The 24,046-nt window shown below is 73.8% G+C and carries 26 protein-coding genes and 1 riboswitch; of the genes, 9 read left to right on the forward strand and 17 right to left on the reverse strand.

The genetic code is table 11. The features are described 5' to 3' along the window. Window positions 1-44: 44 nt before the first annotated feature. From ASD33_RS26405 to ASD33_RS26425, 5 genes are read right to left on the reverse strand one after another with little or no spacing between them, the layout of a single operon-like run. Window positions 45-281, reverse strand: coding sequence for a DUF2630 family protein (locus ASD33_RS26405; RefSeq protein WP_056565477.1), 237 nt, complete (start codon window positions 279-281; stop codon window positions 45-47). An 18-nt stretch (window positions 282-299) separates the two neighbouring features. Further along, window positions 300-1,283: an endonuclease/exonuclease/phosphatase family protein gene (locus tag ASD33_RS26410; protein WP_056565740.1), complete on the reverse strand. Its 984-nt coding sequence runs from the start codon at window positions 1,281-1,283 to the stop codon at window positions 300-302. A gap of 34 nt (window positions 1,284-1,317) precedes the next feature. Beyond that, window positions 1,318-1,749, reverse strand: a complete 432-nt coding sequence (locus ASD33_RS26415; protein WP_056565480.1) for a hypothetical protein — start codon at window positions 1,747-1,749, stop codon at window positions 1,318-1,320. An 11-nt stretch (window positions 1,750-1,760) separates the two neighbouring features. Next, window positions 1,761-2,195: a hypothetical protein gene (locus ASD33_RS26420; protein WP_056565483.1), complete on the reverse strand. Its 435-nt coding sequence runs from the start codon at window positions 2,193-2,195 to the stop codon at window positions 1,761-1,763. Between the two features lie 37 nt (window positions 2,196-2,232). Further along, on the reverse strand, window positions 2,233-3,054 hold the full coding sequence (locus tag ASD33_RS26425) for an alpha/beta hydrolase (RefSeq protein WP_056565488.1): 822 nt from the start codon (window positions 3,052-3,054) through the stop codon (window positions 2,233-2,235). A 245-nt stretch (window positions 3,055-3,299) separates the two neighbouring features. Between ASD33_RS26425 and ASD33_RS26430 the strand changes: the two genes are divergently transcribed. Next, entirely contained in the window at window positions 3,300-3,704 is a 405-nt protein-coding gene (locus ASD33_RS26430) for a hypothetical protein (protein WP_056565491.1), read from the forward strand. Here the strand turns inward: ASD33_RS26430 and ASD33_RS26435 are convergent. The 5 genes from ASD33_RS26435 to ASD33_RS26455 all read right to left on the reverse strand — a co-directional run bounded on the left by ASD33_RS26435 (window position 3,662) and on the right by ASD33_RS26455 (window position 7,114). Continuing rightward, window positions 3,662-4,225, reverse strand: a complete 564-nt coding sequence (locus ASD33_RS26435) for a hypothetical protein (protein WP_063992038.1) — start codon at window positions 4,223-4,225, stop codon at window positions 3,662-3,664. The genes ASD33_RS26430 and ASD33_RS26435 overlap by 43 nt on opposite strands. Window positions 4,226-4,392: 167 nt before the next feature. Further along, window positions 4,393-4,764 carry a VOC family protein gene (locus ASD33_RS26440; RefSeq protein ID WP_056565494.1) on the reverse strand — a complete coding sequence of 124 codons (372 nt, stop codon included), beginning with the start codon at window positions 4,762-4,764 and terminating at the stop codon, window positions 4,393-4,395. A gap of 140 nt (window positions 4,765-4,904) precedes the next feature. Further along, complete coding sequence (locus ASD33_RS26445) at window positions 4,905-5,342, reverse strand: universal stress protein (RefSeq protein ID WP_056565497.1); 438 nt, start codon at window positions 5,340-5,342, stop codon at window positions 4,905-4,907. Between the two features lie 64 nt (window positions 5,343-5,406). Further along, a complete protein-coding gene (locus ASD33_RS26450) occupies window positions 5,407-6,030 on the reverse strand; it encodes an FMN reductase (protein WP_056565499.1) in 624 nt (207 codons plus the stop codon). A 4-nt stretch (window positions 6,031-6,034) separates the two neighbouring features. Continuing rightward, window positions 6,035-7,114, reverse strand: coding sequence for an LLM class flavin-dependent oxidoreductase (locus ASD33_RS26455; RefSeq protein WP_056565748.1), 1,080 nt, complete (start codon window positions 7,112-7,114; stop codon window positions 6,035-6,037). A gap of 111 nt (window positions 7,115-7,225) precedes the next feature. On the opposite strand from ASD33_RS26455, the gene ASD33_RS35870 reads away from it, so the two are divergent. The 4 genes from ASD33_RS35870 (at window position 7,226) to ASD33_RS26470 (ending at window position 10,270) form a co-directional block, all read left to right on the forward strand. Next, on the forward strand, window positions 7,226-7,369 hold the full coding sequence (locus tag ASD33_RS35870; RefSeq protein WP_189508452.1) for a DUF6126 family protein: 144 nt from the start codon (window positions 7,226-7,228) through the stop codon (window positions 7,367-7,369). 48 nt (window positions 7,370-7,417) lie between these two features. After that, the gene (locus ASD33_RS26460; protein WP_056565501.1) at window positions 7,418-8,644 is read left to right on the forward strand and encodes a bifunctional cobalt-precorrin-7 (C(5))-methyltransferase/cobalt-precorrin-6B (C(15))-methyltransferase; all 1,227 of its coding nucleotides are present in this window, start codon (window positions 7,418-7,420) and stop codon (window positions 8,642-8,644) included. After that, entirely contained in the window at window positions 8,641-9,390 is a 750-nt protein-coding gene (cobM, locus tag ASD33_RS26465) for a precorrin-4 C(11)-methyltransferase (protein ID WP_056565504.1), read from the forward strand. The genes ASD33_RS26460 and cobM overlap by 4 nt, the downstream gene beginning before the upstream one ends. Before the next feature lie 166 nt (window positions 9,391-9,556). After that, entirely contained in the window at window positions 9,557-10,270 is a 714-nt protein-coding gene (locus ASD33_RS26470; RefSeq protein WP_056565506.1) for a hypothetical protein, read from the forward strand. On the opposite strand, the gene ASD33_RS26475 is transcribed toward ASD33_RS26470, so the two are convergent. Then, window positions 10,255-11,397, reverse strand: coding sequence for a cobalt-precorrin-5B (C(1))-methyltransferase (locus tag ASD33_RS26475; protein WP_056565508.1), 1,143 nt, complete (start codon window positions 11,395-11,397; stop codon window positions 10,255-10,257). The genes ASD33_RS26470 and ASD33_RS26475 overlap by 16 nt on opposite strands. 12 nt (window positions 11,398-11,409) lie before the next feature. Here ASD33_RS26475 and ASD33_RS26480 point away from each other — a divergent pair, with 12 nt between their 5' ends. Next, the gene (locus ASD33_RS26480; protein ID WP_056565510.1) at window positions 11,410-12,138 is read left to right on the forward strand and encodes a cobalt-precorrin-6A reductase; all 729 of its coding nucleotides are present in this window, start codon (window positions 11,410-11,412) and stop codon (window positions 12,136-12,138) included. A 25-nt stretch (window positions 12,139-12,163) separates the two neighbouring features. On the opposite strand, the gene ASD33_RS26485 is transcribed toward ASD33_RS26480, so the two are convergent. Then, the gene (locus ASD33_RS26485) at window positions 12,164-13,705 is read right to left on the reverse strand and encodes a PA14 domain-containing protein (protein WP_056565513.1); all 1,542 of its coding nucleotides are present in this window, start codon (window positions 13,703-13,705) and stop codon (window positions 12,164-12,166) included. A 288-nt stretch (window positions 13,706-13,993) separates the two neighbouring features. On the opposite strand from ASD33_RS26485, the gene ASD33_RS26490 reads away from it, so the two are divergent. Continuing rightward, entirely contained in the window at window positions 13,994-15,526 is a 1,533-nt protein-coding gene (locus ASD33_RS26490; RefSeq protein WP_242427274.1) for a serine hydrolase, read from the forward strand. A 21-nt stretch (window positions 15,527-15,547) separates the two neighbouring features. Here the strand turns inward: ASD33_RS26490 and ASD33_RS26495 are convergent, their stop codons facing one another. The 3 genes from ASD33_RS26495 to ASD33_RS26505 are packed head-to-tail and all read right to left on the reverse strand — an operon-like array spanning window position 15,548 to window position 18,980. Continuing rightward, window positions 15,548-17,098 carry a precorrin-2 C(20)-methyltransferase gene (locus ASD33_RS26495; RefSeq protein WP_056565520.1) on the reverse strand — a complete coding sequence of 517 codons (1,551 nt, stop codon included), beginning with the start codon at window positions 17,096-17,098 and terminating at the stop codon, window positions 15,548-15,550. Beyond that, window positions 17,095-17,748, reverse strand: coding sequence for a precorrin-8X methylmutase (locus tag ASD33_RS26500; RefSeq protein ID WP_079045033.1), 654 nt, complete (start codon window positions 17,746-17,748; stop codon window positions 17,095-17,097). Before ASD33_RS26500 ends, ASD33_RS26495 begins: the two co-directional genes overlap by 4 nt. Next, window positions 17,745-18,980 carry a cobalamin biosynthesis protein CobG gene (locus ASD33_RS26505; RefSeq protein WP_056565751.1) on the reverse strand — a complete coding sequence of 412 codons (1,236 nt, stop codon included), beginning with the start codon at window positions 18,978-18,980 and terminating at the stop codon, window positions 17,745-17,747. The genes ASD33_RS26500 and ASD33_RS26505 overlap by 4 nt, the downstream gene beginning before the upstream one ends. A gap of 87 nt (window positions 18,981-19,067) precedes the next feature. Beyond that, window positions 19,068-19,193: riboswitch (cobalamin riboswitch) on the forward strand. A 39-nt stretch (window positions 19,194-19,232) separates the two neighbouring features. Between ASD33_RS26505 and cobN the strand changes: the two genes are divergently transcribed. Continuing rightward, complete coding sequence (cobN, locus tag ASD33_RS26510; RefSeq protein ID WP_056565527.1) at window positions 19,233-22,859, forward strand: cobaltochelatase subunit CobN; 3,627 nt, start codon at window positions 19,233-19,235, stop codon at window positions 22,857-22,859. Here cobN and ASD33_RS26515 read toward each other — a convergent pair. Both ASD33_RS26515 and ASD33_RS26520 read right to left on the reverse strand, forming a co-directional pair. After that, window positions 22,856-23,095, reverse strand: coding sequence for a hypothetical protein (locus ASD33_RS26515; protein ID WP_199863592.1), 240 nt, complete (start codon window positions 23,093-23,095; stop codon window positions 22,856-22,858). The genes cobN and ASD33_RS26515 overlap by 4 nt on opposite strands. A 48-nt stretch (window positions 23,096-23,143) precedes the next feature. After that, on the reverse strand, window positions 23,144-23,491 hold the full coding sequence (locus ASD33_RS26520; RefSeq protein ID WP_056565533.1) for a DoxX family protein: 348 nt from the start codon (window positions 23,489-23,491) through the stop codon (window positions 23,144-23,146). A 95-nt stretch (window positions 23,492-23,586) separates the two neighbouring features. Here ASD33_RS26520 and ASD33_RS26525 point away from each other — a divergent pair, with 95 nt between their 5' ends. Next, window positions 23,587-24,027 carry a MarR family transcriptional regulator gene (locus ASD33_RS26525; protein WP_056565754.1) on the forward strand — a complete coding sequence of 147 codons (441 nt, stop codon included), beginning with the start codon at window positions 23,587-23,589 and terminating at the stop codon, window positions 24,025-24,027. Window positions 24,028-24,046: the final 19 nt, after the last annotated feature.

Below are 24,046 nucleotides of genomic sequence, written 5' to 3' on the forward strand. Positions count from 1 at the left end.
CGGCCGACCGTGCCCCCGGCACCGGTCCGGTCCTTCGCGGCGGTTCAGTTGCGGTACGACTCGACCTCGGTCGCCGGGCGGACCGCCGCCGTGTCCGGGTCCTCGCCGAACTCCGCTTTCGCGCGTCGCTGGCGCAGCAGGTCCCAGCACTGGTCCAGGCGGACCTCCAGGTCGGCGAGGCGGGCCCGTTCCTCGGGGAGGAGGCCGCCCGTGCGCTGTCTCAGGGCGCGTTCCTCCTCGACGAGGGCGCCGATGTCGTCCAGGATCTCCTCGTTGTCCATGCCCTCCAGCGTGGCGGATCAGCGCCCGGCGTGCAGGTCGAGATCGGCCAGGAGCGCCCGGTGGTCCGTTCCGGCGAGGTCGAGGAAGCGGGTGCCCCTGACGGTGAAGTCGTCGGTGACCAGGACGTGGTCGATCTGGACGTACGGGGGCAGCGGGCCCTCCACGGGCCAGCTGGGGGTGCGGCCCGCGCCCGCGAGCCGGGCCGCGTCGTGGAGTCCGCCGCCGTCGAGGACGGCGCGGAAGGCGGCGTGGTCCTGGGAGGCGTTGAAGTCGCCGGCGACGAGCTGGGGGCCGCCGGGCGCGGTGGCGTCCCGCAGCTGTCCCAGTTCCCGTTTCCACAGGTCCACCTGGCCCGGCAGCGGCGGCATGGGGTGCGCGAGCTGGAGCCGTACGGTCCGGCCGCCGATCTCCGCCGTGGCGCCCGGCATGCCCATGGTCGTCGGGAGCATGTGCCAGTCGCGGAGCGGGAAGGCGCTGAGGATCACGGAGCCGGCCGAGCCGTCCTCCTCGACGGAGGCGTAGTGGGGGAGTTCGGCGGCGAAGGCCCGGGTGAGGGTGCGCCCGCAGGCGCGGTCGCACTCCGAGACGAAGACGAGCTGGGGCCGCTCGCGCCGGACGGCGGTGACGAGCGCGCCGGTGGCCCCGCTGAACTCGACGTTCGAGGCGAGGACCCGGAGCCGGGCCACCACGGGCCCCCGCGCGGTGGTGCGGTCGGGCCCGTAGGGCAGCACCGTCCAGACGGTGGCCGCGAGGACCACGGCGGCGACCGCCGCGAGGATCCGGCGGCGGGCGAGGGCGGCGAGCAGCAGTCCGAGGGCGGCGGGGACCGCGAACCAGGGGAGGAGGGAGAGCAGTTGGGGGACGGGCGTGACCGCGTCGGTGTCCAGCAGACGGCAGGCGGTGAGCACGGCGGGCGCGGCCAGGAGCAGCCCTGCGACCCAGGCCGTGACGCGGTGCCTGGGTCGGAGGGAGGGGTCGGGTCGGGGTGGGGCGGGACGCATCACGGGTTCGGCGGCGGGGGCTCGGTCCACGCCGTCAGTGTCGCAGGGCCTGTCCGATCTCCGCCTTCGTATCGCCGGAGAGGGTGCGGGTGCTGCGGGCCGTGCCGGTCTTGGACTTTCCGGCGGGGACACCGTCGATGTTCAGGACGACCGAGTCGAGGAAGTTGCCCTCGCCGTCCCGGAAGGTGACCAGGACGGTGTAGTCGGCGTCCTTGTCCTTGGGGTTGGTGGCGGTGATCTCGGCGACCGTGCGGTCGCCGTCGGTGCTCGTCGGTCCGGCGGTGACGTCGCCGGTGGCGTTCACCCCGTCCTTGACCTCCTTCATCTTCTCCTCGGCGGCCGACGCGGCGGCGGCCGTGGCGGAGGCGATGATGTCGCCCGCCGTCTCCTTGGCCTGGTCGCACCCGGTGAGGGTGAGCGTGGTGGCGGCGGTGAGTCCGAGGGCGATGCCCGCGAGGCGTCTCATGGGCCGCCCCCTCAGTACTTCTCGTCCGGGCCGTAGGCCTCGTCCGTGGCCAGGGCCCAGATCACGAAGACCGAGATGGCCATCGAGAAGAGCGCCCACCAGGGCTGGTACGGCAGGAAGAGGAACTGGAAGAGCAGATTCAGGGAGGCCAGGGAGATACCGGCGACCCGGCCCCACTCGGCGCCCTTGAGGATGCCGAAGCCGGCGATGGCGACCACGATGCCGAGGATGAGGTGGATCCATCCCCAGGTGGTGAGGTTGAACTTGAAGACGTAGTCGCCGACGCGGGTGTAGACGTCGTCCTCGGCGATCCCTGCGATGCCCTGGAAGACGTCCATGCACCCGGTGACCAGCATGAGGACACCGGCGAAGAGGGTGCCGCCGGAGGCCCAGGCGCCGGAGGTCGAGGGGGCCGGTTTGCGCGGTGGTGCCGTGTTCTGGCTCATGCCCCCATCGTCGGAGCGTTCGTACGGTTCCGAACGTTCAGTTGAGCCGAACGAGTGAGCGGAGGTAGCTCTCCAGTACGGCGTCGAACTCCTCGGTCCGCTCCAGGTTGGGCAGGTGCGCGGCCCGCTCGATCACGGCGAGCGTGGAGTCGGGGAGCAGCGCGTGCATGCCCTCGGCGTCCGCGACGGGGGTGTAGGAGTCGTCCCGGCCGACGACGACGAGCGCGGGCACGGAGACGGTGGTGAGCAGCTCGCGGTAGTCGGGGCGTTCGGCCCGGCCGCGCAGGGCGGCGGCGGCACCGGCGGGGTCGCTGGAGCGCATCATGCGGTGGACGTGCGGGGCCGCGTGGGTGTTGTACGGGGCGACCATCCGGTCCAGCACCTCGTCGGCGTACTCCCGCATCGCCTCCGCGCCGCCGGCGAGCAGCCGGTCGGCCATGGCGTTGCGGGTGGACCTGCCGTCCTCGGTCTCGGCGGCGGGGAAGGTGTCGGCGAGGACGAGGCCCCGGACGCGCCCGGGGTGGCGGCGGTAGAGCTCCATGGCGATCTGGCCGCCCATGGAGAGACCGGCGAGGACGAAGCCGTCGACCTCCAGCCGGTCGGCGAGGGCGACGAGGTCCTCGGCGAAGTCCCCGAGGAGGGTGCGGCGGGGGGCGGTCGCGTCCGGCTTCGCGCCGAGGGGCGTGCGGCCGTAGCCGCGCAGGTCCGGGGCGATCACCCGGTGGGTGCGGGAGAAGCGGTCGATCTGCGGCTGCCACATGGTGTGGTCGAAGGGGTGGCCGTGGACGAGGAGGAGGGCGGGGCCCTCGCCCCGGTCCTCGTAGGCGATCTCGGTGTCGGCGATGCGTGCGGTGTACATGACCGCAGGCTAGGGCCTGTCGTCAACGACGGGAGTGTGACGACAGGCCCTAGGTCAGCCGCAACTGCCGGGTGCGATGAGGTCGTTGTGCCCGGTGCGCCGGGGTCGGCCGACGGCGCTCCGGCACCGCGCCCACCCGGGCTCTCCTGCCGCGCCGCCGCCCTCCGGTTGCGACGGGCGGGGCCCGGGTGTGCCCTGGAGGGTGCGGGAAGCAGCAGGGGGGCGAGAGCGAAGGAGCTCCTGCCATGGCCGCACACGCAGCGGTGCCCACGCGGCGCCAGTTCAGTACGCACGGCTGGGGGCTCCCGGTCACGACCGGTGTCCTGTACGGCCTCTACGCGGCGACCGTCGCCCGCCAGGGCGGCCCCACCACCCTCGGGCAGCTGTGGCTCGGCATCGTGTCGGCCGTGGTCCTCGCCGGTGGCCTGTACGCCCTGCGGGCCTACGGCCACCGGCTCCCCCGCGAGCTGCGGGCCGCGGCCTGGGGCACCCTGACGGGCATCGCGGCCGGTTTCCTCTTCAGCCTGTCCGGCGCCAGCGTGCTGTCGTCGAGCGGGCTGGGCCTCACCTTCGCCGGGGTCGCCGCCGCCGGCTCGTACTACCTCTTCTACACCCACGAGGACGCGGCGGGCCGCCCCGCGCCGTACTGACCGGCCCCGCCCCTTCCGCCGTGGCGGCGGCGCCGGTGGTACGCGACCGCGACGGCGGCCAGCAGCACCGGCCAGGCCAGCAGCGGCGCGTAGCAGGCGATCAGCAGGGCGTCCTGGGCCGGTGAGGCCGGGACGCCCGGCCCCAGGCCCGCGTAGGAGGCGTACGCGCCCCAGCCCGCGATGGCGCACAGCCCCGCCACTCCGGCGAGGGCGGCGCCCGTCGCGGCCGTCGGGTTCACCCGGCGTCCGCCGAGGAACGGCAGCCGGCGGGGGAAGACCTCGCCCCAGGAGCGGACGAGCCCCAGGGTCAGGAAGGCCAGGAGTTCGGACACGACGCTGAGGGAGACCACGTACACCGACTCCCCGAAACGGAGGGGGCCGAGTCCGCTGTCCTGGGTGACCGGGAGTCCGGCGACCAGGGCGATCCGCCACAGGCCGGACGGGAGGGTGACGAGGGGGACGGCGTGGGCGGCCAGGACGGCCCAACGGGGCACGTCCGGAAGGGCCTTGAGCTTCATCATGCGTCCAGCCTCGCGCCGCGGCCGGTCCCGCACGTCGCCCCGGCGACCGGTCCGCCTCCGCCGCGCGGGGGAGACGGGGTCGTCCGGGAGTGACAACCCCGGGTGGTCGCTCCGACAACCGCGGGTTGTCGCTCGTGATCCGGCGCGGTCGGCCCGCCCGCGCGACCCTAGCGTCCGCGCGGAGTCGTCTGCTGGACGGCCCAGCGGTTGCCGTCCGGGTCGGCGAAGTAGACGAACGAACCCCACGGCAGGTCCGAGATCTCGCCGACCTCGATCCCGCGCGCGGTGAGCTCGCGGTGGGCCTCCTCGATGTCGGTGACGACGACCTGCATGTTGTCGAGGGAGCCCGGGGCCATCTCGGTGAGCCCCCTGCCGAAGGCGATCGAGCAGGCCGAGCCCGGCGGGGTCATCTGGACGAAGCGGATGTCCTCGCTGACGGTCACGTCGTGGTCGGCGTGGAAGCCGACCCGCTCGTAGAAGGCCTTGGCGCGGTCGACATCGGTGACGGGGACCGCGACCAGTTCCAGCTTGATGTCCATGGGGGCATCATGCGCCCGGCGCGGGCCGGGCGCACGACGCCGGGGCCGGGGCCGGTCGCCCGCCCGTCTCGCCCACGCGTCCGTGTCGCCTACGCGCCCGTCTCGCCCACGCGTCCGTCTCGCCTACGCGTCCGTGTCGCCTACGCGTCCGTCTCGCCCCGGACCACGACCACCGGGCACGGCGCGTGCTGGGTGACGTGCGAGGAGACCGAGCCGAGCATCGCCGCCTTGAAGCCGCTGTACCCCCGGTCGCCGACGACGAGCAGGGACGCGCCCTTCGCGGCGTCGAGCAGGGCCTGCGGGGCGTTGCCGCCGACCACCGTGCGGGTGGTGGCGGCGGCCTCCTGCGGGGTGAGGGTCTGGTCGATCGACTCGTCGAGGATCTGCTTCGCGAGCCGCTCGGGGTCGAACTCCGCCGGTACGCCGGGCATCAGCGTCGCCCACGAGGCCGGGTACTCCCAGCTGATCACCGTCTGCAGGGAGTCCCCGGTCAGGGCGGCCTGCCCGGCCGCCCACTTCAACGCCCTCAGAGCGGGCTCCGATCCGTCCACGCCCACCACGATCCTGCCGCCGGCCATGGCCGACCTCCGTTTCGCTGTCGGGAACCCCCGGAAGGGCCTCCCCCACAACGTAACAAACCGATCAATCCAGACGAAGGTCGGCCAACTGCTTCTCGAACGGGACGATCTCGTCCTCGTCCTCCCGGCGGCCGGGGCGCCCCGCGACCGTGTCGGCGAACTCGTTGCCCGCCCGGGTGATCCGGGTGGGCAGGCCCTCGGTGAACTCGTCGCCGCCCGAACCCCAGTCCTCCGAGGCCGCGTAGACGGCGGTCGGGACGACGAGGGCCCGCAGATAGGCGAAGAGCGGCCGCATGGCGTGGTCGAGGACCAGGGAGTGCCGGGCGGTGCCGCCGGTCGCCCCGATCAGGACCGGGGTGCCGGTCAGCGCGGCCGGGTCGATCAGGTCGAAGAACGACTTGAACAGACCGCTGTAGGAGGCCGTGAAGACGGGGCTGACGGCGATGACGCCGTCCGCGCCCGTCACCGTGTCGATGGCCTCCTGGAGCTTCTCCGAGGGGAAGCCGGTGACGAAGTTCTTCGCGATGTCGACGGCCAGGTCGCGCAGTTCGACGACCTGGACGTCGACGGCGTACTCCTGCTCGGCCAGCCGGTACCGCGCGGCCTGGAGGAGCCGGTCGGCGAGCAGCCGGGTGGAGGACGGGGCGCTGAGTCCGGCGGAGACGGCGACCAGCTTCAGGGTCTGCATGGGGTCAGACCTCCTTCGAGGCGAGGACGGCGGGGTGCAGCGGGGCGCTCTCCGGCACGCCGGCCGGGCGCAGGTTCGCGAACTCCTTGCGGAGCACCGGGACGACCTCCTCGCCGAGCAGGTCGAGCTGCTCCAGGACCGTCTTGAGCGGCAGTCCGGCGTGGTCGACCAGGAACAGCTGGCGCTGGTAGTCGCCCACGTAGTCGCGGAACGACAGGGTGCGCTCGATGACCTCCTGCGGGGAGCCGACGGTCAGCGGGGTCTCGCGGGTGAACTCCTCCATGGAGGGGCCGTGGCCGTAGACCGGCGCGTTGTCGAAGTACGGGCGGAAGTCCCGTACGGCGTCCTGCGAGTTCTTCCTCATGAACACCTGGCCGCCGAGGCCGACGATGGCCTGCTCGGGGGTGCCGTGCCCGTAGTGGGCGTACCGCTGGCGGTAGAGCCGGACCATCTTCTCGGTGTGCTGCTTGGGCCAGAAGATGTGGTTCGCGAAGAAGCCGTCGCCGTAGTACGCGGCCTGCTCGGCGATCTCGGGGGAGCGGATGGAGCCGTGCCAGACGAACGGCGGGACGCCGTCGAGCGGGCGGGGGGTGGACGTGAAGCCCTGGAGGGCGCTGCGGAACTTGCCCTCCCAGTCGACCACGTCCTCCCTCCACAGCTTGTGGAGGAGCGCGTAGTGCTCGATCGCGAGCGGGATGCCCTGGCGGATGTCCTGGCCGAACCACGGGTAGACCGGGCCCGTGTTGCCGCGGCCCATCATCAGGTCCACGCGTCCGTCGGCGAGGTGCTGGAGGGTCGCGTAGTCCTCGGCGATCTTCACCGGGTCGTTGGTGGTGATCAGGGTCGTCGAGGTGGACAGGATCAGGTTCTCGGTGCGGGCGGCGATGTGCCCGAGGAGGGTGGTGGGGGAGGACGGCACGAACGGCGGGTTGTGGTGCTCGCCGGTCGCGAAGACGTCGAGCCCGACCTCCTCGGCCTTGAGCGCGATGGCAACGGTGTTCTTGATGCGCTCGTGCTCGGTGGGGGTGCGGCCGGTGGTGGGGTCGGTCGTCACGTCGCCGACGGTGAAGATCCCGAACTGCATCGTGCTCACCTCTCGAGGTTCCTGGCTACTGCCCGACTTGTGGTTGAATCTTAAACCATCCGGCTCAACGGTGCCACCCCCCGTCCTATTCCGGCCCGTACCCTGGACCGCATGGCCGAGGAGAAGACGTACGACAACGAGCGCTGGAAGGAGCGGGGCGTGATGCTCCGCGTCTTCGTGTACGTCTTCGCGACACACGCCTTCGCGGGCTTCGTCTGGCTGCTCTTCTACGTGGGGCAGAACGCCCAGAAGTGAGCGCCACCACGTGCCGCCGGCCGGCGGCCCTCACGTAGAGTCCCCGACGTGAACGGTGCGATAGCGGTCGTCGGAATCGGCGCGGACGGCTGGGACGGACTCCCCGAGAGCTCCCGCCGCGTCCTGCGCACCGCCGAGGTCCTGCTCGGCGCCCCCCGCCAGCTCGGCCTCCTCCCCGGTGCCGACTGCCCCGGCGAGCGGATCACCTGGCCCTCCCCGCTCCGCCCCGCCGTCCCCGGACTGCTCGCCGCCCACGAGGGCCGCGAGATCGCCGTCCTCGCCAGCGGAGACCCCTCCTTCCACGGCATCGCCCGCACCCTCGCCGACGTCGCCGGCGCCGAGCGCCTCCGCGTCCACCCGCACCCCTCCTCCGTCTCGTACGCCTGCGCCCGCCTCGGCTGGCCGCTGGAGGCCGTCGAGACCGTCTCCCTCGTGGCCCGGCCGCTCGCCGCGCTCTCCGCCGCCCTCCACGACGGCCGCCGCCTGCTCGTCCTCAGCGAAGGCGCCGGGACCCCCGCGCTGGTCGCGGCCCTGCTCAGGGACACCGGCTGGGGCGGCACCCGCCTCCGCGTCCTCGAACAGCTCGGCGGCCCCGCCGAGCGGATCCTCGACGGGACCGCCGCCGACTGGCCGTACGAGCGGACCGACCCCCTCAACGTCCTCGCGCTCGACTGCGTACGCGGCCCGGAGGCGCTCCGGCTCGGTGCCGTGCCCGGACTGCCCGACGAGGCGTACGAGCACGACGGGCAGCTCACCAAGCGGTACGTGCGCGCGGCGACCCTCGCCGCGCTCGCCCCCGCGCCCGGCGAACTCCTCTGGGACATCGGCGGCGGCTCCGGCTCGATCGGCATCGAGTGGATGCGGGCCCACCGCTCCTGCCGGGCGGTCACCGTCGAGAAGTCCCCCGAGCGGGCCGCCCGCATCGCCCGCAACGCCGACGCCCTCGGCGTACCGGGCCTGAAGGTCGTCACCGGCCCGGCGCCGGCCGTGCTGTCCGGTCTGGAAGGACCGTCCGCGGTCTTCATCGGCGGCGGCCTCACCGCCCCCGGCCTCCTCGACACCTGCTGGGAGGCCCTGCAGCCCGGCGGCCGGCTCGTCGCCAACACCGTGACGCTGGAGTCCGAGGCGCTGCTCGCCGACCGCTACCGCCGCCACGGCGGCGAACTCGTCCGGCTCGCGGTCGCCACCGCCGTCCCCGTCGGCGGCTTCACCGGCTGGCGCCAGGCCATGCCCGTCACGCAGTGGTCCGTAACGAAAGGTTCTGAAGAGGGATGACCGTCTACTTCATCGGCGCGGGGCCCGGCGCGGCCGACCTCATCACCGTGCGCGGGGCGAGGACCCTCGCGGCGTGCGGGGTCTGCCTCTACGCGGGCTCCCTCGTCCCCACCGAACTGCTCGCCGAGTGCCCGCCGGACGCGAAGCTCGTCGACACGGCCCGGATGGACCTCGACCAGATCGTCGCCGAGATCGCGGCGGCGCACGAGGCCGGGCAGGACGTGGCGCGGCTGCACTCCGGCGACCCGTCCGTGTTCAGCGCGATGGCCGAACAGATGCGGCGGCTGGACGCCGCGGGCATCCCGTACGAGGTCGTGCCCGGCGTCCCGGCCTTCGCGGCCGCCGCCGCCGCGCTCAAGCGGGAGCTGACCGTCCCCACGGTCGGCCAGACGGTCGTCCTCACCCGGATCGCGCAGCAGGCCACCCCGATGCCGGAGGGCGAGGACCTGGCGACGCTGGGCCGCAGCGGCGCGCTGCTCGTCCTGCACCTCGCCGCCCGCTACGTCGACCGGGTCGTCGCCGAACTCGTCCCGCACTACGGCACCGACTGCCCGGCCGCGGTCGTGGCGATGGCCAGCCGGCCCGACGAGGTGGTCCTGCGGGGCACCCTCGACGACATCGCCGCGCAGACGAAGGCGGCGGGCATCACGAAGACGGCGGTGATCCTGGTCGGCCGCACGCTCGCGGCCTCGGAGTTCCGCGACAGCCACCTGTACGACCCGGCCCGGGACCGCCACACCTGCTGAGACGTCCGGGGGGCCCCGCCGCGTGGACGTCAGGCGTTCGGCCGCTTGCCGTGGTTCGCGTTCTTCTTCTTCCGCGCGCGCCGCTTGTTGCCTCGCTTGGCCATGGGACTCCCTCTCGCTCGGGGGGCGTGTCCCGGCCAGCCTAGGTTCGGGGCGGGGGCCCCGCATGTCGGCCGCCGGAGCCGTGCGGTCTCATGGAGACGTGACTGTCTACGACGTGGCCCGGGCGCTGCCGGGCATCGAGGAACTGCGCGACCACTCCCGGGGGCTCGCGATGCTCGACGCGATCCTGAGCCCGGCCTGGGAGGGGCGGTACTACTCCTTCGACGCGCACTGGTCGGAGGACGAGCAGCTGGCGTCCATGCGGGACGGCTCGGGCGGCGAGTACACGATCGTCCTCTCCCCCGCGGGGGCGTACGCCCGCGTCTTCGACCACGAGTCGCCGCTGAGCCCCTACGGGCCGCTCGCGGACGGGAAGACGTGGCCGGGGGTGCTCGACGCGGTGCCGGAGGTCTTCTCGGAGTACCTGGCCGAGCCCGCGTTCATGGACGAGGACGACGTGCACGTGACCACCGCCTGCCTGTGGCGCGAGACCGCGGACACCGCCTGGCACACGGGCGAGGTCGCCTACCCGGACCTGGGGGACCACCCGGACCCGGACGGCTCCGCCACCCTCCTCCGCCTCCTGACGGACCGCACGGCGGAGGCGTACGCGGAGTGGGCCTCGGACTACTACGAGCGCACGGTGGACATCGGGGCGGTACGCCACGTCCTGGCCCTGCGCCCGCTGACGGCGGAGGTCGTGGCGTCCCTGAACCCGGAGACGGACCTCACCGAGCTGGCGGAGGACATCGCGGAGACCGGCTACCCGGCGGCCTGACGGACGGGGGGAGGCCCCGCCGTCTCCGATCGGCCCACCACCGTGCCCGCCCGGTCGATGCAGACCACGTCGACCGCCACCGGTGCGCCCCTGAGGACCGCCAGGGCCTCGTCGCGGGCGCGGGCGGCGACCAGGTCGCCGAGGGGGACGCCGGCCGCCTCGCAGAGGCGGAGCGCTGCCAGGCCCGTGTTCGCCCCGGCGATCTCCGCCGCCAGGGACTCCGAGGCGCCGCCGGTGACGGCCAGGTCCGCGAGGAAGCCCTTGTCGACCTGGGAGCGCGCCGAGTGCAGGTCCAGATGGCCCGCCGCGAGCTTGGAGAGCTTCGCGAAACCGCCGCAGATCGTGAGGCGGTCGACCGGGTGGCGGCGCACGTACTTGAGGACCGCGCCCGCGAAGTCGCCCATGTCGAGGAGCGCGATCTCCGGCAGGTCGTAGAGCGTCGCCACCGTCCGCTCCGAGGTCGAGCCGGTGCACCCGGCCACGTGCGTGAGGCCGCCCGCGCGGGCCACGTCCACGCCCCGGCGGATCGAGTCGATCCAGGCCGAACACGAGTACGGGACCACGATCCCCGTCGTGCCGAGGATCGACAGACCGCCCAGGATGCCGATGCGGGGGTTCCACGTGGAACGGGCGATCTCCGCGCCGCCGTCGACGGACACGGTGATCTCGACGTCCCCGGCACCGCCGTGCCGGGCCGCGACCTCCGCCACGTGCTCCCGCATCAGCTGCCGGGGTACGGGGTTGATCGCCGGTTCGCCCACCTCCAGGGGCAGCCCCGGCAGGGTGACCGTGCCGACGCCCTCGCCCGCCCGGAAGACCACGCCGGAGCCCGGCGGGAGGAGCCGTACCGTCGAGCGGATCACGGCCCCGTGCGTGACGTCCGGGTCGTCGCCCGCGTCCTTGGTGACGGCCGCCATGGCCGTACCGCCGGACAGCCGTTCCGCCGTGAGCGCGAAGGACGGGGTCTGCCCCTTGGGCAGGGTCACGGTCACCGGGTCGGGGAATTCGCCGGTCAGCAGGGCGGTGTACGCGGCCGTCGTGGCGGCCGTCGCGCAGGCGCCCGTGGTCCAGCCCGGCCGGAGGCCGGTGTGCTTGAGTTGGGCCTCACGCCCGCCGCCTGAAGTCACGAAGGGGCTCCTGTGCACATACTCATTCTCGGGGGGACCACCGAGGCCCGCGCCCTGGCCGGGCTGCTGCACGGCGAGGTCCGGGTGACCAGCTCCCTCGCGGGGCGGGTGGCGAGCCCCCGGCTGCCCGAGGGCGAGGTGCGGATCGGCGGGTTCGGCGGCGTCGAGGGGCTCGTGGAGTGGATCGGCGCGCACGGGGTGGACGCGGTCATCGACGCCACGCATCCCTTCGCCGGGCGGATCAGCTTCAACGCGGCCGGGGCGGCCGCCACCGCCCATGTTCCCCTGCTGGCGCTGCGCCGTCCCGGCTGGGTCCCGGTGGACGGGGACCGCTGGCTGTCCGTGCCGTCCCTGGCGGCGGCGGCCGAGGCGCTCGACGGCCTGGGGGAGCGGGTGTTCCTGACGACGGGCCGGATGGGCCTCGCGGCCTTCGCGGACCTCCCGCACCGGTTCCTGGTCCGCTCGGTGGACGCCCCCGAGGCCCCGGTGCCGGCCCGCACCGAGGTGTTGCTCGACCGGGGGCCGTTCACCCTGGACGGCGAGCGGGAGATCCTGGCCCGGCACCGGATCGACGTGCTGGTGACGAAGGACAGCGGCGGCACGGCGACCGCCCCGAAACTCACGGCGGCCCGCGAGGCGGGCCTTCCGGTCGTCGTGGTCCGCCGCCCCCCGGTCCCGGAGGGCGTCCCGGTGGCGGCGACCCCGGAGGAGGCCGCCGCCTGGGTGCGCCGGGAGCGCTGAGCCCCGGCCGGTCCCGGCCGGTCCGTCAGCCCTCCGTGGGTGCGTCGAGCTCCGGGACCTCGACCCAGGACGCCTTCTCGATGTCCGTGGCGAGGCTGTTGCCCCACGTGTCGACGGCGACGACCGCGAACCGGTACCGGTCGCCGTCCTGCGTGGACGGGAAGAGGTGCGAGGTCGCGGCGGCCGCGAGGTAGTCGACGTGGTGGTAGACCCACACGCCGCCGCCCGGCTCCTCCTCGTCGGGCCAGAACTCGGCCTTGTAGAGGTCGTACCGCTCCAGGTCGGGTTCCGTGCTCGCGTCCCACTCCAGGAGGACGCCGTCCTCGCGGGCGGTGCCCCGGAGTCCGGTGACGGCGGCGGGGGCGACGAGGTCGCCCCGGGTGGTGAGCGAGGCCTCCGCGGCGGCGGACTCGTTCCCGGCACCGTCCACGGCGGTGACCGTGTACCGGTACGTCGTCCCGTACGCGGCGGAACGGTCGGTGTACGTGCGCTCGTGGACCGTGGTCCACAGCACGCCGTCCCGGTGGACGCGGTAGGAGACCACGTCGGGGGCGGCGGGCGCGGCCCAGTCGAGGACGACACCGGCCGGGGTGCCGTCCCGGGCCGTCAGGCCGGTCGGCGCGCCGGGGGCGTAGTCGCCGTGGGCCGCGGTGACGGCGGTGCGGGCCGAGACGTTCCCGGCGGCGTCCGCGGCCGAGACCCAGTAGCTGTAGCCGGTGTTCTCGGCGGCGGTGGCGTCGGTCCAGGCGGTGGTGGTGACGCCGGTCGCGATCTGGGTCACGGGCGCGGCCGGGTCCGCGCCGAGGCGCCGGTGGACGGTGTACCGGGTGGCGCCCGCGACGGGCTTCCAGGCGAGGGCGACACCGGTGCGCGCGTCGGTCGCCGTCAGCCCGGACGGGGCCGCCGGAGCGGTCCGGTCGACCGTGGCGACGGTGAGGTCGGCGCCGCCCCAGGACTCGTTGCCGGCCCTGTCGACGGCGCGGAGCTCGTACAGGAACGATTCGCCGGTGGCGGGCGGGTAGGTGACGTACGAGGTGCCGGTGATCAGGGCCGTCGCGCTGCTGACCCTGGCCCACGCGGTGGTGGGCAGCCGCCGGTAGAGGCGGTAACCGGCCTGGTCCATCTCCTTGTTGGCGGCCCACTTCAGGGTGACCTTGTCGAGGGCGCGGTCGTACGCGAGGGACGCGCCGGTCGGCGCGAGCGGGCGGACCTTGTCCACGGTGGCCGAAGTGTTCGGCGCGTAGGCGAACTTGATGTTCGCGGCGCCGGTCCAGGCCGCGTAGTCCACCCGGATCGAGTGCCGTCCGGCCGGGACCGTCAGGGCGACGATCTTCTTCTGGGTGGTGGAGACGTTCCGCCACAGGTCGATCCTGCGGACGCCGTCGAGGTAGACGCGGACCCCGTCCTGCGCCTCGACGGCGAACTGGAACGGGCCGCCGGAGCCGAAGTCCCGGGTCATCGACCAGCGGGCGGAGAAGTTGTCGACGGGCAGCGTGACGCCCGCCGGGTCGCCGTAACAGAGGAAGTCGTCACAGGCAGAGGGGCCCTTTCCGGACCTACGGGACACAGGTGAGGCGTTGGGGGAACGGTGGTGCGAGGGGGGAACGGCCAACGGCCGGAACGGGACTCTACCCATCCCCACCGCCACCACGACAGCGGGTTCTTCCGGGCCGTTTCCCCACCGCTCCGACGGGTTCTTCCGGGCCGCTCCTGAGCCCTTTCCGGGCCGCCGCCGGGCCGGTTCTCCGCCGTCCCGGCGCGTTCCCCACGCCCCCTTCCCCCGCGCGACAACCGTCCGGCCCGGGCGTTCAATGGAGGGGTGGATACCGTCCGATGGCTGGCGACAGCGGGGTTCGTGACCGTATGGGGTCTGGTCTCCGCGACCGGTCCCACCCCCACCCCCGAGCCACCCCCGGCCCAGCCCCCGCCGTCCCTCGACCGGGCCGACGTGGACCGGGCCGTCGACCGGCTCGACGGGAGCGTCGCGGACCTGATGAAGCGGACCGGCGTCCCCGGGGTGTCCGTCGCCGTCGTCTACGAGGACAAGGTCGTCCACCTCAAGGGGTACGGGGTGCGCGAGGTCGGCAAACCGGCCCGGATCGACGCCGACACCGTCTTCCAACTGGCCTCCGTGTCCAAGCCGATCGCCTCCACGATCGTCTCGGGGGCGGTCGGCGTGGAGGGCTGGCAGAAGCCCGTCAACCCCGAACTCCCCGAGTTCCGGCTCAAGGACCCCTGGGTGACGTCCCATGTGACGGCCGCCGACCTGTTCTCGCACCGCAGCGGTCTGCCCGACCACGCCGGCGACCTCCTGGAGGACCTCGGCTACGACCAGGACTACATCCTGTCCCACCTGCGGTACGAGCCCCTGACACCGTTCCGCGCGAGCTACGCCTACACCAACTTCGGCCTGACGGCGGCGGCCGAGGCCGTGGCCGCCGAGAAGGGCGTGCCCTGGGCGAAGCTCGCCGAGGACACCCTCTACAAGCCCGCCGGGATGAACCACACCAGCTCCCGCTTCGAGGACTTCGTCTCCAACCCCGACCGCGCCCACGGCCACGTCAAGGAGGCCGACGGGACCTGGAAGGCGCTGTACGTGCGCGACCCGGACGCCCAGTCCCCCGCCGGCGGCGTCAGCTCCTCGGCCCGCGACATGGCGACCTGGCTGCGGCTCCAGCTCGCGAACGGCAGCCTCGACGGGCGCCGGATCATCGCCGAGGACGCCCTCGACCTCACCCACCACCCCGAGTCCGTCGCCAACCCGGCGCACGCCCCGGCCGCCCGGACCGGCTTCTACGGCCTCGGCTGGAACGTGTCGTACGACGACGAGGGCCGGCTGCGCCTCTCGCACACCGGCGCGTTCGCGCTCGGCGCGCACACCAACGTCACGATGCTGCCGGGCGAACAGCTCGGCATCGTCGTCCTCACCAACGGCGCGCCCGCCGGTGTCGCGGACGCCGTCGCCCTCGACTTCTTCGACACCGCGCAGGAGGGAAAGCCCAGCAGGGACTGGCTGCCGCTCGTCAACGGGCTGTACGAGCAGGAGGCCGACGCCGCCCGCTCGCCCACGGACTACGCGAAGCCGCCCGCCCAGGCCGCGCCCGCGAAGGCGGACAGCGCCTACACCGGTACGTACACCAGCGCCTACTACGGCCGGATGACGGTGTCCCAGGGCGACGACGGCGGCCTGGTGCTGCGACTCGGGCCGGAGCCCGAGCCCCAGTCGTACCGGCTGACGCACTACGACGGCGACACGTTCAGCTTCGCCACGCGCGGGGAGAACGCCGTCGGTCTCACCGGCGTCACGTTCTCCCCGGACGGGAAGTCGGTCCGGGTGGAGTACCTGGACCAGGAGGGCCTGGGCACCTTCACCCGCACCGGGCCCTAGCGTCCTCTGGGTTCCCGCAGGTCACCCGTACCGGCGCGGCGTCCAGGTGATCGTGCGGCCGTCCGCCCGTTCCACCGCGCGGGTCTGCGAGGAGCCGATGAGGAGCAGGGTGCGCATGTCGACCTCGGACGGCTCCAGGGTCTTCAGGGTGACTACCCGTACCGACTGCTCGGGGCCGCCGACGTCGCGGGCGACGACCACCGGGGTCTCCGGGGGACGCAGCTCCAGGAGGAGGTCGCGGGCGGCCGCCACCTGGTGCGTACGGGACTTGGAGCCCGGGTTGTACAGGGCGAGGACCAGGTCCGCGCCGGCCGCGGCGCGCAGCCGGGTCTCGATGACGTCCCAGGGCTTGAGCCGGTCGGAGAGGGAGATCGTGGCGTAGTCGTGGCCGAGCGGGGCGCCCGCGGCGGCGGCCGCCGCGTTGGCGGCGGTCACCCCGGGGAGGACCCGTACGGGTACGGCGGCGTACTGCGGCTCGCAGGCGACCTCCAGGACGGCCGTGGCCATCGCGAAGACGCCCGGGTCGCCGCCGGAGACGACCGCGACCCGGTGGCCGCGGCGGGCCAGGTCGAGGGCGAACTCGGCGCGCTCGGACTCGACCTTGTTGTCGGAGCCGTGCCGGATCTGGCCGGGGCGCAGCACCGGTACGCGGTCCAGATAGGTGGTGTAGCCGACGAGCACGTCGGCGTTGACGAGCGCGCCGCGCGACTCGGGGGTGAGCCAGGGTGCCCCGGCGGGGCCGGTGCCGACGACGACGACCTCGCCCTGGTCCCGTACGGGGGGCGTGGCGTCGATCCGGGAGGGCAGGACGGCCACCGAGAAGTAGGGGACGGACTCGGGGTCGACGGCGGCGAGTTCGCCGGTGCGCTCGCCCTTCATGAACGCGCGCTCCACATAGCGGGCGTCGTCGAGCCGGCCGGCCCGCTCCAGGGCCCGCCGCACGGTGGGGAAGGTGCGGCCGAGCTTCATCACGACCGCCGAGTCGGTGCCCGCGAGCCGGGCCGTCAGCTCGTCCTCGGGCAGGGTGCCGGGGATGATCGTGAGGACTTCCTCGGCCTCGCACAGCGGTTCGCCGAGCCGGGCCGCGGCGGCGCTGACCGAGGTGACACCGGGGATGACGATGGTGTCGTAGCGGTCGGCGAGCCGCTTGTGCATGTGCTGGTACGAGCCGTAGAACAGCGGGTCGCCCTCGGCGAGGACGGCGACCGTGCGGCCCGCGTCGAGGTGGGCGGCGAGGCGGGCCGCGGCCTCCTCGTAGAAGTCGTCGAGGGCGCCCCGGTAGCCGCCGGGGTGGTCCGTGGTCTCCACCGTGAGCGGGTACATCAGCCGCTCCTCGATGTGGTCCTCGCGGAGGTGTCCGGCGGCGATCGAGCGGGCGATGGAACGGCCGTGGCGGGCCGAGTGGTAGGCGACGACGTCGGCGGCGGCGATGGCCTTCACGGCCGCCACGGTCATCAGGTCCGGATCGCCGGGCCCGAGCCCGACGCCGTACAGCTTGCCGGTCACGGTCGTGCCCCCGTCGTCCGTCGCGCGCGTGCGCCCCGGCCCGGTCGTGTCCTCGGTCCCGCTCATGCCTGGATCTCCGCTTCGTGGGCGATGGCGTTGATCGCGGCGGCGGTCATCGCGCTGCCGCCGCGCCGGCCCCGTACGACGAGGTATTCGAGGCCGAGGTCCTGGGCGGCCAGGGCGTCCTTGGACTCCGCGGCGCCGATGAAGCCGACCGGTATGCCGAGGACGGCCGCCGGGCGGGGCCCGCCCTTCGCGACCATCTCCAGGAGGTGGAAGAGGGCGGTGGGCGCGTTGCCGATGGCGACGACGGAGCCTTCGAGGCGGTCCCGCCAGAGTTCGAGGGCGGCGGCGGAGCGGGTGGTGCCGAGTTCGGCGGCGAGGCCGGGCACGGCCGGGTCCGAGAGCGCGCAGATCACCTCGTTGTCGGCGGGCAGCCGCTTGCGGGTGACGCCGCTCGCGACCATCTGCGCGTCGCAGAGGATCGGCGCACCGGCGCGGAGGGCCGCGCGGGCGTCCGCGACGACCCCGGGGGAGTACGCGATGTCCTGCACGAGGTCGGTCATGCCGCAGGCGTGGATCATCCGGACCGCCACCTGGGCGACGTCGGCGGGCAGGCCCGCCAGATCCGCCTCGGCGCGGATGGTGGCAAAGGACCGGCGGTAGATCTCCGCCCCGTCCTTCTCGTAGTCGAACATCCTGGTGCTCTCGCTCATCTCGTGTGGGTCGGCAGGCCGCGGGCCGCCGCGACTGCTGCGGTCAGGGAGGTACGGGGGGTGGGGGCGCCGTCCACCAGATAGGTGTCGTCGCCGGTGGCGAGGACGCCGGTCCAGGCGCCGTACGGGTGCCCGCAGCGGCGCGCGCATCCGGAGAAGTGCACGGGCCCCGGCCCGGGGGGCGCGGCGAGGGCGTCCGCCCGGACGTCGGCGAGGGACTTGGCGCACCCGGGGCGTCCGGTGCAGGCGGTGACCCCGGCCAGGGGTGCGTCGGGGCGGGTTATCAGGCCGTGCGCCTCCAGTGCGGCGAGCCTGCCGGGTTCGGTGGTGACGACCGCTCCGCGCCAGGGCGTGAGCCGGATCTCGTCGGCGGGCAGCAGGGCCCGCAGCTGGGCGGCGGTCAGCCGGCCGAGCGGGGCGAGGACGTGCAGGGCGCGCTCGCCGAGCGGCCCGGGCGGGGGCGGCGGGGACGCGGGGAGCGGCGGTGCGGGTACGGGCTCCGCCGGGATCCCGGCCCGGGCGAGGGCCCCGGCCCAGTCGGGCTCGTGCCCTTCGGGCAGTTCGCGCGGCCGCCAGGCGCCGTTCCCGGCGGCCTCGGCGGCGTCGAGGAACGCGAGGGCGGCGGTGAGGGCGGCGCGGACGGCGTCGTCGGCGGCGAGGCGGAAGACCCGCGCGCCCAGCCACAGCAGGACGGTCCCGCCCGGTCCTGCGACCAAGCTCACATCGCCGCCGAGTCCGGCGACGTCCCCGCGCCCGTCGTCCAGGAGGAACAGGAACCGTCCCGAAAGGGACGCGGCCCGGGGTTCGGCGCACAGGGCGGTGTCCAGGGCGCGCGCCCACAACTGCACGTCGGCGTACCCGAGTCCGTCGAGGCCGGAGGCCGGGGAGGCGACGATGTTGCGGACGCGTTCGTGGGTGGGGGAGGGCAGCAGGCCCGCCCCGGCGAGGAGCGCCGCGAGCTCCGCACCGCAGTCGTCGGCGAGGCCGCGCAGCTCCGCGTTGCCGCGCGAGGTGATGCTGATCCGCCCGTCGCCGAGGGTCTCGGCGGCGCGGGCCAGGACTTCGGCCTGATGGTCCGTCAGGCGCCCTGCGGGCAGCCGCAGTCGGGCCAGGCGGCCGTCGTCGGCGGGGTGCAGGCGCAGCGCCCCGGGGCAGGCGTCGCCACGGTCCCGTATGCGAGCTTCGCCCGGTTCGGGCGGTGGGGGCGGGGTGGGCGGCATGGCGGCGAGCATACCCACGGGGAACCGGGCGGCCACCGAGTGTGATCCGGCCGACCCTCCGGCTCCCTCCGGCCCGGAGACCGCACGATCTAGGATGCAGATCGGCATGGGGTCCCAGGACCCCGGGGAGGAAGCCCGGTGAGATTCCGGCGCGGTCCCGCCACTGTGAGCCCGTACCCGCGAGGGGACGGGTGAGTCAGGAACTCCTGCCGTCCATACGACCACCCGGGGCGCGGACAACCCCGAGGAAGGCCTGCGCTCGCCATGCTTCTGCTGCTGTCGCACTCCGACACCGACCTGCTCAGCGCCCGCGCGGCGACCGCCGGATCCGACGGCGGCCCGGTCGAGTACCGCTACGCCAACCCCTCCCGGCTGCCCCTCGCCGACCTCCCGGCCCTCCTCGACGGCGCCGACCTGGTCGTCGTACGGCTCCTCGGCGGGCTCCGCTCCTGGGAGGACGGCCTCGACGCGGTCCGCGCGGCCGGAAAGCCGATGGTCGTCCTCAGCGGCGAACAGGCCCCCGACGCCCAGCTGATGGAGGCGTCCACCGTCCCGGTCGGCGTCGCCACCGAGGCCCACGCCTACCTGGCGCACGGCGGCCCCGCGAACCTGGAGCAGCTGGCCCGCTTCCTGTCCGACACGGTGCTCCTCACCGGTCACGGCTTCGAGGCCCCGGCCGCCGCCCCCACCTGGGGCCCCCTGGAGCGCACGCCCCGCACGACCGACGGCCCGACGATCGCCGTGCTCTACTACCGCGCCCACCACATGAGCGGGAACACGGCTTTCGTCGACGCCCTCTGCGAGGCCGTCGAGGACGCCGGGGCCCGGGCCCTCCCGCTGTACGTGGCCTCCCTGCGCGCCCCGGAGGCGGAGCTGCTCGACCGCCTCCGCACCGCCGACGCCATCGTCACCACCGTCCTCGCCGCCGGTGGCACCAAGCCCGCCGAGGCGCAGGCCGGCGGCGACGAGGAGGCCTGGGACGCGGGCGCGCTCGCCGCGCTCGACGTACCGATCCTCCAGGCGCTCTGCCTGACCGGCTCGCGCGCCGCCTGGGAGGAGAACGACGAGGGCCTCTCCCCGCTGGACGCCGCCAGCCAGGTCGCGGTGCCCGAGTTCGACGGCCGGCTCATCACCGTCCCGTTCTCCTTCAAGGAGATCGACGAGGACGGCCTGCCCGCGTACGTTGCCGACGCCGAGCGCGCCGCCCGCGTCGCCGGGATCGCCGTCCGGCACGCCCGCCTCCGGCACATCCCGAACGCCGAGAAGCGGCTCGCGCTGGTCCTCTCCGCGTACCCGACGAAGCACTCCCGCATCGGCAACGCCGTCGGCCTCGACACCCCCGCCTCCGCCGTCTCGCTGCTCCGCCGCCTGATCGCCGAGGGCTACGACTTCGGCCCCGAGGCCGACCTCCCCGGCCTGCTCTCCGGCGACGGCGACGAGCTGATCTACGCCCTCATCGAGGCCGGCGGCCACGACCAGGACTGGCTGACCGAGGAACAGCTCGCGAAGAACCCGGTCCGCATCCCGGCCGCCGACTACAAGCGCTGGTACGCGACGCTCCCCGACGAACTGCGCACCCACGTCGAGGAGCACTGGGGTCCGGCGCCCGGCGAGATGTTCCTCGACCGCTCCCGCAATCCGGAGGGCGACATCGTCCTGGCCGCCCTGCGGCGCGGGAACCTGCTGATCCTCATCCAGCCGCCGCGCGGCTTCGGCGAGAACCCGATCGCGATCTACCACGACCCCGATCTCCCGCCGTCCCACCACTACCTGGCCGCCTACCGGTGGATCGCCGCCCGCGCCGAGGACGGCGGCTTCGGCGCCGACGCCATGGTGCACCTCGGCAAGCACGGCAACCTGGAGTGGCTGCCCGGCAAGAACGCCGGCCTCTCCGCCGCCTGCGGCCCCGACGCCGCCCTCGGCGACATCCCGCTGATCTACCCGTTCCTGGTCAACGACCCGGGCGAGGGCACCCAGGCCAAGCGCCGCGTCCACGCCACCCTCGTCGACCACCTGGTGCCCCCGATGGCCCGCGCCGACTCGTACGGCGACATCGCGCGCCTGGAGCAGCTCCTCGACGAGTACGCGCAGATCTCCTCCATGGACCCGGCGAAGCTGCCCGCGATCCGCGCCCAGATCTGGACGCTGATCCAGGCCGCCAAGCTCGACCACGACCTGGGCCTCCAGGAGCGCCCGGAGGACGACGGCTTCGACGACTTCCTGCTGCACGTCGACGGCTGGCTGTGCGAGGTCAAGGACGCCCAGATCCGCGACGGTCTGCACGTCCTCGGCGGCGCCCCGGAGGGTGAGGCCCGGGTCAACCTGGTCCTCTCCATCCTGCGCGCCCGCCAGATCTGGGGCGGCACGCAGGCGCTTCCGGGTCTGCGCGAGGCCCTCGGCCTGGACGAGTCCGCCGCGACCCGCACCACCGCCGACGAGGCGGAGGCCAGGGCCCGCGAGCTGGTCGAGGGCATGGAGGCGGCGGGCTGGTCCGTGGACGCGATCCCGGCCGTGGCCGCCGCGTACGGCTCCGAGGTGCACGCCGTCCTCCGCTTCGCCTGCGAGCAGGTCGTCCCGCGCCTGGCCGGCACCACCGACGAACTCACCCACGCCGTCCACGCGTTGAACGGCGGCTTCGTCCCCGCAGGCCCGTCCGGCTCGCCGCTGCGCGGCCTGGTCAACGTCCTGCCGACCGGCCGGAACTTCTACTCGGTCGACCCGAAGGCCGTGCCGTCCCGGCTGGCCTGGGAGACCGGGCAGGCGCTCGCGGACTCGCTCCTGGAGCGCTACCGCACCGACAACGGCGCGTGGCCGACCTCCGTCGGCCTCTCCCTGTGGGGCACCAGCGCGATGCGCACCGCCGGCGACGACGTCGCCGAGGCGCTCGCCCTGCTCGGCGTCCGCCCGCTGTGGGACGAGGCCTCCCGCCGCGTCAACGGCCTGGAGCCGATCCCGCTCGCGGAGCTGGGCCGCCCGCGCGTCGACGTCACCCTGCGCATCTCGGGCTTCTTCCGCGACGCGTTCCCGCACGTCATCGGCCTCCTCGACGACGCCGTCCGGCTGGTCGCCGGCCTGGAGGGCGAGTCCGCCGAGGACAACTACGTCCGGGCGCACGCACAGGCCGACCTCGCCGAGCACGGCGACGAACGGCGCGCCACCACCCGCATCTTCGGCTCCCGCCCCGGCACGTACGGCGCGGGCATCCTCCAGCTGATCGACTCGCGGGACTGGCGCACGGACGCGGACCTCGCCGAGGTGTACACGGTCTGGGGCGGTTACGCGTACGGGCGCGGGCTCGAAGGCCGCCCGGCGCGCGCCGAGATGGAGACCGCGTACAAGCGGATCGCGGTCGCCGCGAAGAACACGGACACCCGCGAGCACGACATCGCCGACTCCGACGACTACTTCCAGTACCACGGCGGCATGGTGGCGACCGTCCGCGCGCTCAGGGGCACGGCCCCCGAGGCGTACATCGGCGACTCGACCCGCCCCGAGACCGTCCGCACCCGCACGCTCGTCGAGGAGACCTCCCGGGTCTTCCGCGCCCGTGTGGTCAACCCGCGCTGGATCGAGGCGATGCGCCGCCACGGCTACAAGGGCGCGTTCGAGCTGGCGGCGACCGTCGACTACCTCTTCGGGTACGACGCCACGACGGGCGTCGTCGCCGACTGGATGTACGACAAGCTGACGCAGGAGTACGTCCTCGACCCGGAGAACCAGGCCTTCCTGAAGGACGCCAACCCCTGGGCCCTGCACGGCATCGCGGAACGCCTCCTCGAAGCCGAGTCGCGCGGCATGTGGGAGAAGCCGGACCCGGAGACCCTGGCCGCCCTGCGCCAGGTCTTCCTGGAGACGGAAGGCGACCTGGAGGGCGCCTCCGACGAGGACTAGGGCCTGTCGGGGGCGGGTGCCGGGACCGGGCTCGGAGCCGGGGTCGGTTCCGGGCCGCGCCGCGCCCGTTCCCGTGTCAGTTCCCGGCGCTGTCCTGCCGACAGTCGCCGGACCGGGGTCGTCAGGTCCCCGGCGGAGAGGAGACCGAGGGCGAGGAGTTCGTCCGCGCGGTCCGCTCCGGAGGCCTCGCCCACCGTACGGGGGTCGGCGGGCGGGGCCGTCTCCCGACGGATCAATAACAAGACGATACGTCTCGTATCGCGTTCGGTGGAGGCCGGTGAGGGTCAGGCGGAGGCTATGCGCAGGACCAGCGCGGTCGCCGCGACCAGCGTGAGGACCGCCGCCGGGGCCAGCTCGTAGTCCTTCACCCGCAGGTGGGAGATGACGGCGCCGGCGAAGTAGAGCACCAGGCCCACCGCCGCGGCCTCACCGAGCAGCGGAACGAAGAGGCCCACGAGCAGGCCGGCCGCGCCCGCCGCCTTGGCCGTCGCGAGCCACGGCAGCGCGCTCTCCGGGACGCCCACCTTGGTCATGCTGCCGATGACCTGCGGGTTCTTGGTGAACGTCATGAAGGCGGAGCCGAGTGACGTGAGGGCGAGCAGGGCCGCCACGACGGCGTAGGCGATGAACATGGAAGGGCTCCAACGGTATGGGGACGACAACCGTTGAAGAGTAACAACGATTCACGCCGCTCCACAATCGAGATGTTCTTGTTACCGTGGACGGCATGGCAGCTCTCCCGACCGATCGCCTCGGCTTTCTCCTCTCCTTCCGCGGAGAGCTCACCGGTGCGCGCATCCGCGCCGCCCTGGGTGTCGCCGGGCTGCACCCGCGCAACGCGATGACGCTGATGCAGCTCGCCCCCGGGGCCACGAGCCAGCGCGAGCTCGCCCTCGCGATGGAGCTCGACCCGAGCCAACTGGTCGCGATCCTCAATGAGTTGGAGGCCTCCGGGCTCGCCGAGCGCCGCCGGGACCCGGCCGACCGCCGCCGCCACATCGTCGAGATCACCTCGGCCGGCACCGCCGCGCTCGAACGCATCGACGAGGCCGTGCGGGAGGCCGAGCGGGAGCTCTTCGGCGACCTCACCGAGGCGGAACAGGCCCTCCTGCGCGGCCTGCTGGACCGTGTCGTCGTGGACTCGGCCGTCCACGAGTGCGGCGAGTAGCCGCCGGCGCCCTCTGCGA

This window comes from Streptomyces sp. Root1304 (genome assembly GCF_001426405.1).
GTDB lineage: Bacteria > Actinomycetota > Actinomycetes > Streptomycetales > Streptomycetaceae > Streptomyces.

Coding starts and splice junctions, on each gene's coding strand:
- ASD33_RS26505 (WP_056565751.1), bottom strand. CDS start 18,980: ATGCTCGCCGCCATGCCGCCCACCCCGCCCCCACCGCCCGAACCGGGC.
- ASD33_RS26425 (WP_056565488.1), bottom strand. CDS start 3,054: ATGTACACCGCACGCATCGCCGACACCGAGATCGCCTACGAGGACCGG.
- ASD33_RS26415 (WP_056565480.1), bottom strand. CDS start 1,749: ATGAGACGCCTCGCGGGCATCGCCCTCGGACTCACCGCCGCCACCACG.
- ASD33_RS26495 (WP_056565520.1), bottom strand. CDS start 17,098: ATGAGCGGGACCGAGGACACGACCGGGCCGGGGCGCACGCGCGCGACG.
- ASD33_RS26410 (WP_056565740.1), bottom strand. CDS start 1,283: ATGCGTCCCGCCCCACCCCGACCCGACCCCTCCCTCCGACCCAGGCAC.
- ASD33_RS26470 (WP_056565506.1), top strand. CDS start 9,557: ATGTCGGCCGCCGGAGCCGTGCGGTCTCATGGAGACGTGACTGTCTAC.
- ASD33_RS26520 (WP_056565533.1), bottom strand. CDS start 23,491: ATGTTCATCGCCTACGCCGTCGTGGCGGCCCTGCTCGCCCTCACGTCA.
- ASD33_RS26525 (WP_056565754.1), top strand. CDS start 23,587: ATGGCAGCTCTCCCGACCGATCGCCTCGGCTTTCTCCTCTCCTTCCGC.
- ASD33_RS26445 (WP_056565497.1), bottom strand. CDS start 5,342: ATGGCCGGCGGCAGGATCGTGGTGGGCGTGGACGGATCGGAGCCCGCT.
- ASD33_RS26430 (WP_056565491.1), top strand. CDS start 3,300: ATGGCCGCACACGCAGCGGTGCCCACGCGGCGCCAGTTCAGTACGCAC.
- ASD33_RS35870 (WP_189508452.1), top strand. CDS start 7,226: ATGGCCGAGGAGAAGACGTACGACAACGAGCGCTGGAAGGAGCGGGGC.
- ASD33_RS26440 (WP_056565494.1), bottom strand. CDS start 4,764: ATGGACATCAAGCTGGAACTGGTCGCGGTCCCCGTCACCGATGTCGAC.
- cobM (WP_056565504.1), top strand. CDS start 8,641: ATGACCGTCTACTTCATCGGCGCGGGGCCCGGCGCGGCCGACCTCATC.
- ASD33_RS26405 (WP_056565477.1), bottom strand. CDS start 281: ATGGACAACGAGGAGATCCTGGACGACATCGGCGCCCTCGTCGAGGAG.
- ASD33_RS26420 (WP_056565483.1), bottom strand. CDS start 2,195: ATGAGCCAGAACACGGCACCACCGCGCAAACCGGCCCCCTCGACCTCC.
- ASD33_RS26500 (WP_079045033.1), bottom strand. CDS start 17,748: ATGAGCGAGAGCACCAGGATGTTCGACTACGAGAAGGACGGGGCGGAG.
- ASD33_RS26435 (WP_063992038.1), bottom strand. CDS start 4,225: ATGATGAAGCTCAAGGCCCTTCCGGACGTGCCCCGTTGGGCCGTCCTG.
- ASD33_RS26450 (WP_056565499.1), bottom strand. CDS start 6,030: ATGCAGACCCTGAAGCTGGTCGCCGTCTCCGCCGGACTCAGCGCCCCG.
- ASD33_RS26455 (WP_056565748.1), bottom strand. CDS start 7,114: ATGCAGTTCGGGATCTTCACCGTCGGCGACGTGACGACCGACCCCACC.
- cobN (WP_056565527.1), top strand. CDS start 19,233: ATGCTTCTGCTGCTGTCGCACTCCGACACCGACCTGCTCAGCGCCCGC.